Here is a 15,883-nt window from a genome sequence, read left to right as displayed (position 1 = left end):
TGACGCAGCGGCGCGCCCAGGCAGGTGACGCCGCCGCAGGGCTCGCCTGCGCGCGCACGCTCACCCGAGCCAGGGCCCCCGCGGCCGCGGCTCACAGCCCCGTGCGGATCGGCGCCTCGCCCTCGCGGGCCTGGCGATCGAGGCGAAAGAGCCAGCGATAGAGGCGAAAGCCCGAGTAGAGGATCAGCGTCCACATCAGGGCGAAGACGATCGCGGCGGCCGTGGTCGGTGCCATGGAGCGCCTTTTTAGCACGGCCGCGGCCGTGGGCGGCGCGCGATGATTGCCGGGCCCTCGCCCCGCGCGACCCCTCGGCGCCCCCTCGGTCTGGCACGAGGCCGCGGAATCAGCCAACCTCTCGGCTCCGATGCGCCCTGACGTCCTCGCATTCGAAGTCGCCAAGCTCCTCGCCCCGCACCTGCCCGAGGCCGCCGGCCTCGACGTCGACGCGATCGCCGAGCTGCTCGCGCCCCCCGCCAAGCCGGAGTTTGGCGACCTGGCCTTCCCCTGCTTTCGCCTGGCCAAGGCCCTGCGCAACGCCCCGCCCAAGATCGCCGCGAGCCTCGCCGCCGAGCTCGCCCCGGCCCTCGCGGCCGCCGGCGAGGCCGGGCTGATCGCCGCGGCCAACCCCGCCGGGCCGTTCTTGAATTTCCGCCTCCGCCCCCACGTGCTCGGCGCCCTGCTGCTCCCGGCCTGGGCCCGAGGCGAGCGCCCGAACTTCTCCGCCACGCCCGTGCACACCGACCAGAAGATCATGGTCGAGTACTCGCAGCCCAACACGCACAAGGCCTTCCACGTCGGGCACATGCGCAACCTGTGCCTGGGCGACGCGCTCGTCCGCCTGCTGCGGGCCACGGGCCACGAGGTCGTCGCCGCCAACTACCTGGGCGACGTCGGCACCCACGTGGCCAAGTGCCTGTGGGGCATGGAGGCGCTCTTCGCCGACCAGCAGCCGCCGCAGGAACACAAGGGCGAGTGGCTGGGCAAGATCTACAACGTCGCCTCCAACCAGCTCGAGGACTGGGAGAAGGCCGGCAAGGACGGCGACACCGCGGCCGCGGCCAAGTACGCGGCCGCCCGCGCGCGCATGACCGAGATCCTCCGCGGCATCGAGACCCGCGACCCGGTCTACCGCGAGCTGTGGGAGCGCACCCGCCAGTGGTCGCTCGACGAGTTCGACCAGATCTACGCCTGGGCCGGCGTCGAATTCGATCGTGTGTTCTACGAGAGCGAGGTCGACGAGCCCGGCCTCGCCCTCGTCGACGAGTTCCTGCAAAAGGGCGTGTTCGTCGAGAGCCAGGGCGCCGTCGGCATCGAGAACCCCGAGATCGAGCACATGCCCTTCTTCATGCTGCGCAAGAGCGACGGCACGGGGCTGTACGCGACCAAGGACCTCGCCCTGGCGCGGACCAAGTTCGAGGAGTTCGGCGTCGACCGCTCGATCTACGTCGTCGACGCCCGCCAGAGCGACCACTTCCGCCAGGTGTTCTTGACCCTGAAAAAGATGGGCTTCGCCCAGGCCGAGCTGTGCGAGCACGTGGCCTACGAGATGGTCGAGCTCCCCGACGGCGCCATGTCCAGCCGCAAGGGCAACATCATCACGATCCGCGCCCTGCGTGAGCAGCTCGCCGAGGCGCTGTGGGCCAGCTTCTTCACCGCCTTGCGCGAGAGCGAAGAGGGCGCGAGCTGGACCGACGCCGAGTTCGAAGCGGCCATCCACCAGGTCTCCCTCGGGGCGATCAAGTACGGGATGCTCAACCGCGACAACAACCAGAAGATCGTGTTCGACATGGCCGAGTGGACCAAGGTCCAAGGCGGCGACGGCGGGCCCACGCTCCAGTACGTGTGCGCGCGCTCGGCCTCGCTGCTGCGCAAGGCCGACGAGCGCGGCAAGGCCATCGACGCCGCCCTGGTCTCGGGCGAGCGCGCCCCGGCCCCCGGGACCCTGGGCGACGCGGCCGAGCTCGCCTTGATGCGCGAGATCATCAACCTGCCCAGCGCCATCGGCCACGCCGCCTCGCGCCTGCGCCCCTCGATCCTCTGCTCGCAGCTCTACACCCTCAGCCGGGCCTACAACCGCTTCCAGCAGCAGTGCAACGTGCTGCGCCAGGACGACGAGGCCGTGCTCCAGGCCCGCCTGCTGCTCGTCCAGGCCAGCCGCGAGGCCCTGGCCTGGGGCCTGTCGCTGCTCGGCATCCCCGCGCCCGAGCGCATGTGATCGAAGCTCCCCGCCGCCCTCGCCGGGCGGCCGTGAGACACTCTCGCTCATGTCGGCTGGAAGACTCGCCACGACCCGCGCCGCGACCCTTCAACTGATCGCCGCCCTGGGGCTGGTCGTGTGCGCCGCGTCGAGCCTGGCCTGCGACAGCCCCAAGGACGTCGCGGCGCCCAGCGAGGGCTCGCCCAACATGGCCGGCTTCGAGGGCTCGGCCGAGTCCGAGGACGGCGGCTCGAGCGACGAAGCGGGCAGCTCGAGCACCAACACAGGCACGGGCACGAGCACGAGCACGAGCACCGAGGGTGAGGGCGACGCCGGCTCGGGCGAGGGCGACTCCGGCTCCAGCGAGACCGACACCGCCGCCAGCGAGACCGACACCGGCGAGAGCTGCGAGCTCGACATCGAGCTCGAGGACACCGCTTGCGTCGCCTGCACCATGGCCGCCTGCTGCCCCGAGCTCACGGACTGCCTCGAGGTCGACGCCTGCGTCTGCGCGCTCGAGTGCATCGAAGCCGGCGGCCAAGCGAGCTCCTGCCAGCTCGACTGCGAGGCGCAAGATCCAGTCAGCGTCGCCCTGGGCAGCTGCGCGATCGTCAATTGCATCCAAGTCTGCCCGTGAGCCCGCCGACTACCGGCTGACGCGCGGCGCTGCTATCGTGCCTTCGTGGACGGCGGCGGCCCGAGCAACGACGACGAGCGAGTTCGGCGCCTGCCGATCGCGGGCACGGGCAAGAGCTCGGCCGCGCGGGTGCTCGACGACTGGTACGTGGCCTGCACCGTCAAGGAGCTCGCGGCCGCCGGCTCGCGGCCCTACGCGACCTCGCTCTACGGCGTGCCCATCGTGCTCTTCCGCGACGCCGAGGGCAGCGTCGGGGCGCTCCTCGACCGCTGCCCGCACCGCAACGTCCCGCTCTCCGACGGCCGCGTCGAGGGCTCGCGGCTGCGCTGCGGCTACCACGGCTGGGCCTTCGACACGCGCGGCCAGTGCCGCGAGATCCCGACCTCCTGCAAGGCGCCCGAGGGCCCCGCGCGCGCGGTCCAGCGCTACGCGACCCGCGAGCAAGACGGGCTGATCTGGGTCTACGCCACCCCCGACGTCGAGCCCGTCCGCGAGCCCTACGTGTTTCGCTACGTCCGCGACCCGGCCTACCACTCGGGCTGCGAGACCTTCGAGGTCGAGGGCACGATCCACGCCGTCGCCGAGAACGCCCTCGACGTCCCGCACACCAAATTCTTGCACAGCGGGCTGTTTCGCAAGTCCGGCGCCGGCAACCAGATCGAGGTCGTGGTCCGGCGCTGGCACGACCGCGCCGAGGCCGAGTTCATCGGCGAGCCGCGGCCCACGGGCATCGTCGGGCGGATCCTCGCCCCGGGCGGCGGCGTCGTCACCCACTTCGACCGCTTCGTGCTGCCGAGCATCACCGAGGTCGAGTATCGCCTGGGCGAGCGCAGCCACATCGCCACGGTCAGCGCCCTGACCCCGCTCACGGACACGCGCACCCGGCTGACCGCGATCATCAGCTTCCGCCTGCCGATCCCCGCGGCCCTGGTCCGCCCGGCCCTCGGGCCGATCGCCAGGGCGATCTTCGAGCAGGACGCCGTGGTCCTCGAGCGCCAGGCCGAGACGATCGCCGCCTTCGGGGGCGAGCACTTCGCGTCCACCGAGGTCGACGTGCTCGGGCCGCAGATCCTCCGGCTGCTGCGCAACGCCGAGCGGGGGGATCGCCAGGTCGTGGACGAGCCCCACGAGCACCGCCTGGTCATGGACGTCTGAGCCGACGACGAGGAGTCGTGGGCAGATGATCGATTGCACGCCCACGAGGACTCGTAGGGCATGTCCTTCACCCTTCGCGGCCTCCTCTCCCCCCGCCCACGGCTCGGCCTGCTGGCGTGGGCGAGCCTGTCTGCCAGTCCCCTGCTCGCGGGCTGTGAGAGCGACCCCGCAGCGGACGAAACTGGCGACGAAACTGGCGACGAAACTGGCGACGAGTCCAGCGAAGACCCCTGCAACGACCCGCTCCAGGGCGTGATGCGCTTCGAGGTCGTCGACGGCGAGCCGGCCACCACCTTCATCGAGCTCCCCTTTCCAATCCTCGGCCTTTCCGATCTCGCCCCCGCAGCCATCGGCGACTTCGACGGTGACGGCCACGCCGACTACGCCCTCGGCCGACGGATCAGCTTTGGCCCCCTGGGCCCCGAGAGCGAGCAGCTCAACCTCTCGCTCAGCGGGTTCTCGCCGACCAGCGCGCTCGCCCTCGACGTCGACGGCGACGGCAGCGACGAGCTCGTCCTCGGGCTATCCCACTCGGAAAACGGTACGCCCTCCCTCGCCTACTACACCATCTCGGCCGCCCGCGAGGCCGAGGCCAGCTCGCTGAGCTGGGCCGAGGCGCCGAGCTGGGGCCAACCCGAGCTCGCCGCGGGCGACGTCGACGGCGACGGGCTCGCGGACCTCGTGAGCATCGGTCTGGGCAGCTTCGTCATCTTCCACGCAGATGGCCAAGGCGGCTTCGAGGCGCAGCCGCGCCTGCTCGACTACCCGCTCGAGGACACGGCCACGGCGATCTCCCTCGCCCAGGTCGACGGCCAAGGCGGCCTCGACATCCTCACGACCCACAGCGAGACCTTCACCAGCAGCCTGCTCGTGACCACCGGCCTCGAGGGTGACACCCCGAGCTTCACCAGCTCCCCCATCGACACGCCGATCTACGCCGCCACCTTTGGCGACTTCAGCCAAGACGGGATCATCGACGCCGCCTTCCCCTCGGTCACGAGCTTCTACCTCGCCATCGGCGCCGAGGACGGCAGCTTCGCCAGCGAGACCCTCGCCTTCGAGAGCCTCGTCTACGCCTCCCCCGAGGCCGTGTTCAGCGCGGACTTCGACGGCGACGGTCGCCTCGACGTCCTGTTCGGGCCGCTCGGAGACGCCAGCCAGGAGCTGCTCTTCGCCCCCGCGCTGGCAGGAGGCGGGCTCGAGGAGCCCCAGCGCATGCGCGTGCTCGACTTCGAGGCCTACCTCTCGAGCCCGGCCATCGGCGACATCGACGGCGACGGCGCCCCCGAGGCCCTGGCCTTCGCCAGCTCCTGTCAGATCGGCCAGATCGAGTGAGCGCAGCGAGGGCCGAGCGTCCTGCCCATCCTCGACCGTCACACCTATCAAGACCCCTGCTCGAGCACCGGGCTCGAGCGGGGGTCTGTTGATCACCCGGAGAGGGCGGCCCCAGTCGAGGGTTCTTGGCTACTTGCGGCTGATGGAGACGACATCATCCTTGACACCAAGTTCATACTCGACATTATTGATCCAGACAACCTCTCCGTGCACACCAATCGAATTGGCGTACTCCTTGACGACCTCCGGAACAATACCATCATCCCAGTCGTCAATTTTAAATATCGTCTTACGCTCGACCCTAGTTACCGCTTTGGGATCTTTCGTAAAGCGGTGCGTAACCTCCTGCACAACGCTTCCGCTCTCAAGCTTCCGCTCGTATGATGCACGGTACCAAGTGTCTCCAGACCCCCCATTTCCGCCGTCCTTGCGCACCCATCCGCTGACGACATCTTCCGCCTCAACAATTGCCTGAGAGTGCGCATCATCGTACTCCTTGCCGGCACTTTGCTTGACAAACTGCTCATGGAGCTCATGAGCCAGAACAGCCAAGCCACTGCTTGCGACCTCACGCGACATATCCATCCCCTCCCAGCCAAACTTGGAAATATCATCGATAGATATATTACCCTTAGCAAAGGACGCAATCACAACGGACTTATCGTTCGCAGTAATAATAACAGAAGTATCAGATTTCAATATCTCACTCACAATATCAACAAATCGTTTAATCTGTGGAACATCACCACTGTACGCGATCTCCAAAATTTCATCACGAGTCACAGCCCCTCCATAACGAGGGACCTCACGATGCTCAATCTCAATTTTACCAGAATCCAATTTCTTTATTGCCTCAATAAATTTCTTTCGCCCATCACCAATTTCCAACTTGTATTGAACAGGTGCCTCCCCTGATCGCCCCCCAGACACTCCACCCCGCGCTCCTCCATCGAGCAACCCCTCTGCAGACCTCCCAGCAACGACGGCGTCGGCCACGGCGTCAGCGTGCCTTTCATAGCGATCCCCCGCCTTGCCCACCCCCCCCTCGAGCGAGACCCCCGCACGCTGCTGAACCACATGAGCAGCCTCGTGCGCAGCAGTGTGCAAGGTCGGGGAAGATACAAACCCTACCCGCTCTCCCGTGGTAAATGCCTCGGCGCCGACCGACTCACACGCGGAGGCCGCAGAGCCACCAACCTCGGCGCGAACCCCTTGAACGTCATGATCACCAAATGACCTCTGGATGGCATCGGCATATGGGAGCTTCGCATTTGCGCCAGCCACACCACGCGATGCCACTTGACGCAGATCAGCGAGGCGCTGAAGTTCATGAATCCTCGTCACACGCTCACTTTTGTCAGCCAGGCGCTGAAGCGGCGAATCGGGCCATGCGTCAGGACGCGAGAGATCCGCATTTGCCGAGGAGCTGCGTTGCATATTTCGAGAGAAATCGTGGGCCATACTTCATCAACATAATCCATTAATATGACATTCACCAACCGTCCTCTTCAGCCATACTAGCGACCTGGACATTGAGGATCTTTTGTCATGAATGACGACCGCGCGATACACGAGCAACGGCCCGGGCCCCAACTGGGGACACCGGGCCGCGCCGCGCTCGTCGCTCGGACGAGCCTCGCTGTGAACTGCTAACTCAGGGACAGGCCCCGAGCTCGGGGTAGTCGCACACCCCACCGTCGCAGTAGTTGCCCACCACCCCGGTGCGGAAGAAGGCGTCGAGCTGCGCGCGCGCAGCCTCGAGTTTGCGCAGCTCGCCGTGGGGGTCCTCGCAGGACTCCTGGGGCACGTTCTCGAGCGGATCCTCGGGCAGACCGAAGGCGTACTCGACGTAGGTGGTGCCAGCGTTCTCGTCGCTGACCGTGTCCAGGCCCCAGATGTCGCGGATGCCCGTGTCGAGGTGCGTCGCGCCCATGGCCCGGGCCATGATGTGCGCGCCCAGGGTGGTCACCTGGTGATCCCCGACCGCCGCGCGGATCAGCACGTCGTGGGCCGGGGTGTCGGGGAAGAGGTCCGAGGTCGCCCGGTGGCTGTAGCCCGTGGGCTCGGCGTGATCCCAGAGCATCTGCATCAGCGCGAGCAGGATCTGCAGATCCCGCGAGTCGCCAAAGCCGGCCTGGAGCAGCGCGAAGTACTGGTCGAAGTCGACGCTGCGGTTGAGCAGCAGGTTGTAGGGCTGGCCGGGGACCTCGACGCAGCCGCGCTCGATGTCCTGGCTCAGGGCCAAGAAGGTGCCGCCAAAGATCCCGCCCTGGCTGATGCCCCAGTAGTGCGCGGCGCTCGGGTCGATGTACTCGCCAAAGCTCGGGTCGTTGGCGAAGCTGGTCCGCATCATCCGCGTGCCCAGCAGGAAGTTGAGCATGCCCTGCTGGAGGCGGTCGGTGATCTGCTCGAACTGATGCATCGAGCCCTCGTTGAGCATCTGCGCGATCGGGATCGCGTCCTCGTCGGCCATGCCGATCCAGTCGACGGCGAAGATGATGTAGTTGTACTCGTTGAGGAAGCTGCGCAGGTGGCCGCTGCTGGCCTCGCCGATGCCGCCGAGTAGACCGTGGCCGTACTGCATGACCTGGGCCGGCTGCTCGAGCGCGCTGTTGGGGATGATGACCACGAAGGGGTACTCCGCGGTGCCCTGCTGCTCGGGCAGGCCGTCGGCGCCGTAGACCAGCTTGCCGCCGGCGTCGGGGCTGTCGAGGTAGAGCGGGACCTCGATGGTGCCCTGGATCCGATACGCGATGTTATCGGTGTTCCAGTCGTTCTCGACGTTGGTGACCATGTAGCTCGGGCCCTCGCCCTCGGCGTAGCTGGCCATGGCCTCGTCGCGCATGTGCAGCATGCTGGCCGTGTTGTTGTCGGTGCTCGCGGTCGTGAAGTCCCAGGCGATCTGCAGGCTCTCGCGCTCGACCCCGGCGTCCGCGAGGCGGGCGAAGATGTCGGCGTAGAGCGGGCGCCGGGCCTCGAGCTCGGCGTTGTCGGTGGCCGTCAGGTCGCGCAGCGTCGCAAAGTCGGCGCTCGCGGGGATCAGCTCACCGCTCTCGTTTTGCACGTCGCGCACGGCGACGATGTAGCGGGTGTTGTCCGCGAGGCGCTCGACCGGGCGGATCATCAAGGAGCCGTCGGTGTCGGCGGGCAAGGACACGTCGACCTCGGCGAAGTGCGGGACCCACTCGCCGGTCTCGGCGTTGATGATCACCGTGGGCGAGGCCGGATCCAGCGAGGCGTCGATGTCCTTCCAGGTGGCCAGCCCGGTCGTCGCGACGTTGGGCATGTAGGTCAGCATGACCTGCCCGGCGGAGAAGCCGTCGGCCATGTTGAAGGGATCCGCGAGGACCTCGACGTTGTTCTTGCTGGGCAGCTGGGCGCTGACCAGGGACACGCGGCGGCCCGTTGGCGTGGCCGCGTCCTCGGCCGTGAACACGTTGTTGGGGAAGGGGTAGAGGCAGTACTCGGGGACCAGCGAGTCGCACTCGAGGGTGGCCCAGTCGACCTCGGGCTCGGGCTCGGTCAGCCCGGTGTCCGTGCCCGTGTCGGCGGTCTCGGTCTCGGTCCCGGAGCTGCCCACCTCGGAGTCCGTGCCCGTATCGGCGGTCTCCGTGCCGGCGGTGGAGGTGGCCTCGTCGTCGCTCGCGCCGCCGTCGTCGCTACAGGCGAGGGCGAGGCAGGAGATCAGGGGCAGGGCAGGAAGCAGAAAGGGTAGACGGCGCGTCATCAAATCATCACTCCATTCGCCGCGGCGCTCCCGAGCAAACAGGGGGCCCAGCGTTGGCGCAGGATACACGAAAAGGCGTGTGCCCACCCCTCCCCAAGTCAGGCTCGCGTGGGGGTAGACTCGCCGCGTGCGCCCTCTTCGCTCCGCCCTCCTGGCCCTGCCTCTGATCACGTGCACCGCCCTCGCCTGCGCCACCTCGGGCGACAGCCTGTCCGGCGAGCCCGCGACCCCGGTCGAGGTCGACAAGCCCAACGTGCAAGAGGACGGCTGGGCCGAGCGCACGCTGATCGACCTCGAGCGCAGGCTACAGCAGGCCCAGCGCGTGGAGATCAGCTTCGAGATCCAATCGGAGGGCGCCGTGGCCTCGGCCCTCGCTGGCGAGCTGGCGTGGACCCGCGACGGCGAGATCGAGCTGCGCGCGAGCGGCAGCTTCGCGGGCCAGGAGCTCGAGCTCGGCTGGTCCGGCGACGCCGAGCGCTTCTCCACCCTGGTCGCCGGTGAGCAGCGCTGGACCGGCGAGCGCCCAGCCGCGCTGGTCGAGGCCGTGGTCATCGGCCTGACCCGCCAGGGCCTGCTCCACAACCTCGCCGTGCTCACGGGCGGCCTGCCCCCGGATCACGCCGAAGGCAGCGCGAGCGAGTGGCTCGGCGCCGTCGAGCCCCAGCTCGGGCCGCCCGAGCGCTTTGGCGAGACCGAGGCCCAGCCGCTCGAGTTCGGCGTCGCCGTCGACGGCCAGTACGTCGGCAACGCGACCTTGTGGCTGCACGACGGCCTGCCCCTCGAGCGCCGCCAGACCGTGCAGTTCCCCGAGGGACAGATGAAGGTCGTCGAGCGCTACACCAAAGTCGTGGTCACGGACTGAGGCGCTCGGCGCCCGCGTAGACGCAAAAACGAGGGCCGCGCGCGAAGCCGATCAGGGTCATCCCCGCGCGCGTCGCCAGGTCCACCGCCAGCGACGAGGGGGCCGAGACCGCGGCGAGGATCGGGACGCCGACGGCCGCGGCCTTTTGGGTGATCTCGAAGGAGACCCGACCCGAGACCATGAGCAGCTTGTCAGTCAGCGCCGTGTCGGTGATCGCGGCCCAGCCGATCACCTTGTCGACGGCGTTGTGCCGCCCCACGTCCTCGCGGACCACGAGGCGCTCGCCGGCGGCCGTGAACAAGCCCGCGGCGTGCAGCCCCCCGGTGCGCGCGAACACTGGCTGGCCCTCGCGGAGGCGCTCGGGCAAGGCCTCGACGAGCGCAGCCGAGATCCTCGGCGTGTCCGCGGCCGGCTCCCCCTCGCGCCCGGCGAGGACAGCCCGACCCGGGGCCAGGACCGCGGCGATGCTCGCCTTGCCACACACCCCGCAGGAGCTGCTCGCATAGAGGTTGCGGCGCAGCGCCGCGAGGTCGACCGCCACCCCCTCGGCGAGGCGGATCAGCATCACGTTGTCCTCGGCCTCGGGCTCGTCCACCGTGGTGCAGTGGCGCGCGCTGGCGATCTCGCTGGCCGCGGCGACGATGCCCTCGCTGAGCATGAAGCCGCGCGCGAGCTCCTCGTCGTGACCCGGGGTGCGCATGACCACGGCGAGGGGCGCCCCGGCGACGCGCAGCTCGAGCGGCTCCTCCCGGGCCAAGAGGTCGTCCTCGAGCGCGCCCGCGACCCCTCCGCTCCACGCGCTGCGGCGCACGCCGACGAAGCGCTCGTCGTCCTCGCCCTCGCTCATCCGCGCGAGTGTACTCGCAGCCCAGCGTGCAAGACCTCGCACGGCTGCACCTGCGCCCCGAGCTGCGGGCGGCCGCGCGAGGGCGGTAAAAGAAGCCCGTGCCCCTCGTGCGCAGGTCCTCGACGCCGCTCGCGGCGCTGGCGCTGGCGACCGCCCTGCTCGGCTGCGCCGCCAGCAACCGCCAGCCGCGGCCGCGCTACAAGCCAGCGCCACAGCTGCGCGGCTGCGGAGCCAGCGAGTGCGTCGAGGCCCAGCTCGAGCTGCGCCCCTGGGCCGACACCCGCCACCGCCGCGGGCGGCTGATCTACCACTGCGATCCAGGCAGCGAGCTCGACGGTCGCGAAGACCCCGAGGTCGAGCGGCTGATCTTGGTGATCCACGGCCACGCCGAGCCCAGCCAGATCCCCGCGATGACCATGGCCCCGGGCCTCGGCCAGCTGCTGGCGATCCGCAGCGCCATGTCCCTCGCTGCCGAGCGCGACCCGAGCTTCGACCCCTCGCGCGTGGCGATCATCGCTCCCACCTTTCAGCGCGCCGGCGAGTGGCAGCCCTACACCGACGAAGACCCGCGCATGTGGGCCTGGTCCGGCAGCAGCTACAACACCGGCGGCCTGTCCGAGGAGGGCCGCGGCCGGCTCGGCGGCGTGAAGGCCGAGCCCGTGTCTTCCTTCGAGATCCTCGACGAGCTGCTCCGCCAGAGCCTCGTCAAATTCCCCCAGCTCCAGCAGATCGTGCTCGTCGGCCACTCCGCAGGGGCCCAGGCCGTGCACCGCTACGCCCTGCTCGGCGTCGGCGTGCACGAGCATCTCGAAAAGCAGGGCGTGCGCCTGCGCTATGTCGTGGCCAACCCCGGCCTCTACGCCTTCCCCCTGCGCCGCCGCAAGCTCCCCCCTGGCCGCGCCCAGGTCCCGCCGGGCCGCGGCCAAGGTGACACCCAGCACTGGCGCTGGTCAGTGCCCAAAGCTTGCCCGGGCTACGACGACTGGGGCCACGGCCTCGCCGGCCTGCCCGAGCGCGGCGACGAGCGCGGCCGCCGTTCAGTCGATTACGCAATCGAGCAATATCTGCGCCCCGTCGACCGCAAGCTCGCCCGCCGAGGCCGCCACAACCTCTGGTCCCACGACGGTCAGCAGGCCCTGCGCCGGGCGCTTTGGTTGCAGTACGCGAGCCGTGAGGTCTGGCATCTGCAAGCCGCTCGCGACTACGCCTCGACCTTTGGTGACAGTTGCAAGGCCACCTCGCAAGGTCGCTCACGCTTTGAACGCTTCAGCAACTTTCAAGAAGCGTGGCTCGGCCTGCTGGGCGTCGACGCGTCGAATTTGCACTTTGTCGCCGTCGAGCACCTGCACGATCAGCACGACGCCCGCGCCATCTATACGTCCGAGGCCGGGCTCCACCTGCTCTTTCGCTGACCAACGACAACCACGAAGTTATTGCATTGGAAACAATGCGACCCAAAACACAGGATGTTTCACTTGCATCCGTTCAGTGGGATTAATACCATTCGAGTCGATGGCGACTGAAGTTGGAATTGCGACACTAGTGACAACGAATGTCCCCTATGCCGGCGAGCGCCAGCGGATCACCCGGGCAAAGACTCGGATCAACGATCTCGTGGGCGCGACGGGCCTACAGCTCGCCCTCGCCATCGGCCGCGTGGTCATCGAGGAGCTCTACGACGGCGATTTCCACCACTGGCGCAGTCGTGGGGCAAAAGAACACACCTTGCGAGAGCTGGCCGCCGACCCGGATCTCGGCGTCAGCGCGTCGGCCCTCTTTCGTGCAATCGCGATCTACGAACTCAAGTCACGAATGCCCGATCACCCCTTTTGGCATCGCCTCAACGTCAGCCATGTCCGAGCGGTCATTGGTCTTCCGGACAGGGAGCAGCGCCGCCTGCTCGAGCGCGCCGGCGACGAGGGCTTGACCAGCCCCGAACTCGAGAAAGCGGCCGCAGAGGTCCGCTCTCGCCACAAAGCATCGCGTGGCGGGAGGCCGCGAAAGCCTCGCTTTGCCCGGTCCATCGAGCACGCAGAGCGGGCTCTGGCCGACGAAACCGCCGCATTTGGCGATCTAGACGCCCTCGGCTCCATGAGCCCCGAGCAGCGCGTCGAGATCGCCAAGCGCCTGAGCTTCGTCCGTCAGCGCTGTGAGGAGCTCGCCTCGCTGATCGACGCCTGATTCGTTTCCGACCGAGAACAAGCCCTCGCCCGCGCACACGAACTAGTTTCAGCAACTAAATATTGATCCTTTGCCGCGAGCCGCTTTTTTGGCGCAGTGGCCACGCGCTCCTATGCTCGCCGACGGACCGAATGTCGACGGTACCATGAGCGAGCGTCTCCCTCTGCCAGCCGAGCTCCTTCGCGGACGTCGCCCGGCCCCCGCCAAGCTCGACGGCCACGCCAACGCGACCGCCCACCGCCTCCTGGACCTCGCCGACCGCGGGAACTACCTCGAGGCGGCCGAGGAGGCGGCCGAGCTCCTGCGTGACTCGGCCAGCGACCCGCGGCTGATCACCTTGTTCTTGATGGGCAGCTTCGTCGAGCGTGGCGTGGTCGCGCTGCCCGAGCTCCTCGCCGGCGTGGGCGGCCTGCTCGACGGGCGCGCGGGCGCCTCTGCCCGCGACACCAAGCGGCTCGAGTCCGCCGTCGAGTGGCTGCTGCGCGCCGTGGCCGACCGCGTGGCCTTTCACACCAAGCGCCGCGACGAGACCTGGCAGCGCTGGCTGGAGACCGTGAGCTCCGAGCAGATCGAGCTGCTCGGCGAGCGCTGCGAGCAGCTGCTCTCGCGCTCGCCGCCCGGGGAGACCATGCTCCACAAGCTCTCGCGCTGGTCGCGGGACAAGCTCGCCCCCGCAGCCAAGCGCGCCCAGCCGATCGTGGTCGAGCCGCAGGAGGCCGAGGTCGAGCCCACGCCCGCTCTCGCAGAGGACCCGCGCGCCTCGGAGGCCGACTGGGACTCGCCAGAGCCCGAGGCCGCGCTCACGGGTGACTCGCCCTGTGAGGCGGATCCCGACGCCGATGGATTCGACACTGATGGATTCGACGCCGATGATTTCGACGCCGATGATTTCGACGCCGATGATTTCGACGCTGATGGTTTCGACGCTGATGGTTTCGGATCCCCTGAATTCAACGCCCATGGATTCAACTCTCATGGATTCGGCGCAGATGGTGGATTCGACCCCAGTGGTTCCAACCCCCATGGATTCGCCCCCGACGCTCGCGGACTCGGCCCCGAGGCCTTCGACGCATCTCGCTTCGGGCCCCCGCAGCACCCCAGCGCCCCGCCCGACCCCCGTGACCCCTTCGACTCGCCGGCCCTGACCCAGCTTCGCCACAAGCTCCAGGGCTTCGAGGCGCTGGTCACCCGCGGCGAGTTCTCGAAGGCCGCGGTGATCGCCAGCGACATCCAGGCCGCGATCGAGGACTTCGACCCCCTCGTCTACCTCCCGCGGCTCTTCGCCCGCTACCTCAGGCTGCTCAGCCGCGAGCTCGAGACCATCTCGGCCCACTGGGAGGCCGAGGAGAGCACCGCCAGCCGCGTCCTCGAGCAGCTCTACCGCGCCGATCTCGAGGGCTTCATCGATGATTGAGCTCGGCCGCGAGGTCGACGCGGCGAAGCTCGATCTCGACTACCTCGAGGCCGAGCTGCGCCGGCGGATCCGCGCCTTCGAGATCCCCGCCCTCCTCGACCTGCTCGAGTCCATGGGCTACGGCCCCAAGCGGGTGGTCTTCCGCGGCCGCCTGGCCCGCGGCCCGCAGCCGACCCTGCTCCACGCCATCGACTTTCCCCCGCGCGTCGCGTCCCCCCACCACAGCGCCAAGGTCGTCGTCACCGTCAACCTCGGCCTGCTCAGCTGCCGCTCCCCCCTGCCCAGCTACTTTGGCCGCTACCTGCGGGACATGGACACCCGCGACGGTCTGCTCGAGCTGCTCGAGCTCCTGGATCACTCCCTGCTCCAGGCCCGGCTGCGCTGCGACCGGATCGAGCGCGTGCTCGACGACTGGCCCGAGACCCGCCGGGACTTCGTGCGCGCCTTTGGCCTCGACACGCCCCTGGGTCTCGAGTGGCTGTTCGCCCGGGTCTTCCCGGAGCTCGGTGTCCGCGTGCGGCGGATCGGCGACGAGCTCGGCGTGCCCTTCGGCAACGCGGCGCTCGGGGTCTGCCAGCTCGGCGAGTGCAGCTTTGGCCCGCGCACCCGCGTGGGCGTGCACAGCATCGAGGTCACCTTGATCTGCGAAGACGCCACCGTCGACGGCGAGCGCTCGTGGATCATCGAGGGCGAGCGCCGGCTGCGTGACGTGGTCTTCCCGCTCCTCGACGAGGTCTGCATGAGCCTCACGGTCAGCTTCGTGCTCCTCGATAGGCGGACCCGGGCGCGGCTGAGCCGGCACAGCTACGCGGGCTTCGACCCGATGCTCGCCGACGCTGTCGAGCTCGACTCGGGCCGCGCTCGAGCGATTCGGCCGGAGCAGTCGAAGCAGTCGGAGCAGACAGAACAGACGAGTCAGGCGAGCGAAGCGGGCCTCAGCCTCGACCTCGAGCTCGAGCCGAGCGCCGACACCCCCGCCAGGGTCGAGCTCTACCGCGGCGCGCTGCCCAGGGACGAGCCGGGCACCGACGCCCTCGAGCTCGAGCTCGAGCTCGGCCGGGATGTCGACGGCGAGCTGCGCGTGGATCCCTACGCGCCCATGGACGCCCCCCAGGTCGTTGGCCGAGCCGTCGGCTTGCGCTTGATCTTCACAGCCCCGGGGCGGCGCCACGACTACGAGGCCACCGTCCACTGGGGCGCGCGTGCCTGGTACAGCGACGAGCCCCGAGCCATGCGCCTGTGCTGCCGCGGCGTGGTCGAGGCGCCGCCCACCGCTCGCGCGCACCCTCGGCTGTGGGCCCGGCTGCGCGACGAGGCCCGCCGGCGGCTGGCCGATCGCCTGACCCACGAGATCATGGCGACCACCGAGAGCGAGCGGGTGACCCTCGCGCTCGTCGACGCGCTGATCGACGCCGGGGAGCTCGAGCACCTGCACGCGCTCACGCTCTCGCGGGTGACGGCGATGACGAACTGGGACGACGACGCCTGGCGGCGCTTTTCGAGCTGGAGCGCGCGATTGTGAACGAC

Annotated in this window: 13 protein-coding genes; 9 read left to right on the top strand and 4 right to left on the bottom strand. The window is 68.8% G+C overall.

Going from position 1 to position 15,883, the window contains the following annotated elements:
- Positions 1–91 precede the first annotated feature (91 nt).
- Positions 92–235 (bottom strand): hypothetical protein, encoded by a 144-nt coding sequence (locus tag G6O69_RS15550; protein WP_172304285.1) that lies wholly within the window; start codon positions 233–235, stop codon positions 92–94.
- Between the two features lie 130 nt (positions 236–365).
- Between G6O69_RS15550 and argS the strand changes: the two genes are divergently transcribed.
- The 4 genes from argS to G6O69_RS15530 are packed head-to-tail and all read left to right on the top strand — an operon-like array spanning position 366 to position 5,325.
- Positions 366–2,216, top strand: coding sequence for an arginine--tRNA ligase (gene argS, locus G6O69_RS15545; RefSeq protein WP_172304284.1), 1,851 nt, complete (start codon positions 366–368; stop codon positions 2,214–2,216).
- Between the two features lie 49 nt (positions 2,217–2,265).
- The gene (locus G6O69_RS15540) at positions 2,266–2,835 is read left to right on the top strand and encodes a hypothetical protein (protein ID WP_172304283.1); all 570 of its coding nucleotides are present in this window, start codon (positions 2,266–2,268) and stop codon (positions 2,833–2,835) included.
- 45 nt (positions 2,836–2,880) lie between these two features.
- Positions 2,881–3,990: an aromatic ring-hydroxylating dioxygenase subunit alpha gene (locus tag G6O69_RS15535; protein WP_172304282.1), complete on the top strand. Its 1,110-nt coding sequence runs from the start codon at positions 2,881–2,883 to the stop codon at positions 3,988–3,990.
- A 60-nt stretch (positions 3,991–4,050) separates the two neighbouring features.
- On the top strand, positions 4,051–5,325 hold the full coding sequence (locus G6O69_RS15530) for a VCBS repeat-containing protein (protein ID WP_172304281.1): 1,275 nt from the start codon (positions 4,051–4,053) through the stop codon (positions 5,323–5,325).
- A 129-nt stretch (positions 5,326–5,454) separates the two neighbouring features.
- On the opposite strand, the gene G6O69_RS15525 is transcribed toward G6O69_RS15530, so the two are convergent.
- Entirely contained in the window at positions 5,455–6,786 is a 1,332-nt protein-coding gene (locus G6O69_RS15525; RefSeq protein WP_172304280.1) for a DUF4157 domain-containing protein, read from the bottom strand.
- 193 nt (positions 6,787–6,979) lie between these two features.
- On the bottom strand, positions 6,980–9,052 hold the full coding sequence (locus G6O69_RS15520) for a hypothetical protein (protein WP_172304279.1): 2,073 nt from the start codon (positions 9,050–9,052) through the stop codon (positions 6,980–6,982).
- A 127-nt stretch (positions 9,053–9,179) separates the two neighbouring features.
- Between G6O69_RS15520 and G6O69_RS15515 the strand changes: the two genes are divergently transcribed.
- Positions 9,180–9,914, top strand: a complete 735-nt coding sequence (locus tag G6O69_RS15515; RefSeq protein WP_172304278.1) for a hypothetical protein — start codon at positions 9,180–9,182, stop codon at positions 9,912–9,914.
- Here the strand turns inward: G6O69_RS15515 and fdhD are convergent.
- Positions 9,904–10,761 (bottom strand): formate dehydrogenase accessory sulfurtransferase FdhD, encoded by an 858-nt coding sequence (gene fdhD, locus G6O69_RS15510; protein WP_172304277.1) that lies wholly within the window; start codon positions 10,759–10,761, stop codon positions 9,904–9,906. The genes G6O69_RS15515 and fdhD overlap by 11 nt on opposite strands.
- Positions 10,762–10,859: 98 nt before the next feature.
- Here fdhD and G6O69_RS15505 point away from each other — a divergent pair, with 98 nt between their 5' ends.
- The 4 genes from G6O69_RS15505 to G6O69_RS15490 all read left to right on the top strand — a co-directional run bounded on the left by G6O69_RS15505 (position 10,860) and on the right by G6O69_RS15490 (position 15,878).
- Positions 10,860–12,173: a hypothetical protein gene (locus G6O69_RS15505; RefSeq protein ID WP_172304276.1), complete on the top strand. Its 1,314-nt coding sequence runs from the start codon at positions 10,860–10,862 to the stop codon at positions 12,171–12,173.
- Positions 12,174–12,303: 130 nt separating this feature from the next.
- Positions 12,304–12,942: a hypothetical protein gene (locus G6O69_RS42165; RefSeq protein ID WP_172304275.1), complete on the top strand. Its 639-nt coding sequence runs from the start codon at positions 12,304–12,306 to the stop codon at positions 12,940–12,942.
- A 145-nt stretch (positions 12,943–13,087) separates the two neighbouring features.
- On the top strand, positions 13,088–14,356 hold the full coding sequence (locus G6O69_RS15495) for a type VI secretion system protein IglI family protein (protein WP_172304274.1): 1,269 nt from the start codon (positions 13,088–13,090) through the stop codon (positions 14,354–14,356).
- A complete protein-coding gene (locus tag G6O69_RS15490; RefSeq protein ID WP_172304273.1) occupies positions 14,349–15,878 on the top strand; it encodes a hypothetical protein in 1,530 nt (509 codons plus the stop codon). Before G6O69_RS15495 ends, G6O69_RS15490 begins: the two co-directional genes overlap by 8 nt.
- The last annotated feature ends 5 nt before the right edge of the window (positions 15,879–15,883 follow it).

The sequence above is a fragment of the Pseudenhygromyxa sp. WMMC2535 genome (assembly GCF_011083025.2).
The sequence above is the reverse complement of the archived record's forward strand: the minus strand, read 5'-3'. Positions and strand labels throughout refer to the sequence as shown.

Coding starts and splice junctions, on each gene's coding strand:
- G6O69_RS15550 (WP_172304285.1), bottom strand. CDS start 235: ATGGCACCGACCACGGCCGCCGCGATCGTCTTCGCCCTGATGTGGACG.
- argS (WP_172304284.1), top strand. CDS start 366: ATGCGCCCTGACGTCCTCGCATTCGAAGTCGCCAAGCTCCTCGCCCCG.
- G6O69_RS15540 (WP_172304283.1), top strand. CDS start 2,266: ATGTCGGCTGGAAGACTCGCCACGACCCGCGCCGCGACCCTTCAACTG.
- G6O69_RS15530 (WP_172304281.1), top strand. CDS start 4,051: ATGTCCTTCACCCTTCGCGGCCTCCTCTCCCCCCGCCCACGGCTCGGC.
- G6O69_RS15525 (WP_172304280.1), bottom strand. CDS start 6,786: ATGGCCCACGATTTCTCTCGAAATATGCAACGCAGCTCCTCGGCAAAT.
- G6O69_RS15520 (WP_172304279.1), bottom strand. CDS start 9,052: ATGACGCGCCGTCTACCCTTTCTGCTTCCTGCCCTGCCCCTGATCTCC.
- fdhD (WP_172304277.1), bottom strand. CDS start 10,761: ATGAGCGAGGGCGAGGACGACGAGCGCTTCGTCGGCGTGCGCCGCAGC.
- G6O69_RS15495 (WP_172304274.1), top strand. CDS start 13,088: ATGAGCGAGCGTCTCCCTCTGCCAGCCGAGCTCCTTCGCGGACGTCGC.
- G6O69_RS15490 (WP_172304273.1), top strand. CDS start 14,349: ATGATTGAGCTCGGCCGCGAGGTCGACGCGGCGAAGCTCGATCTCGAC.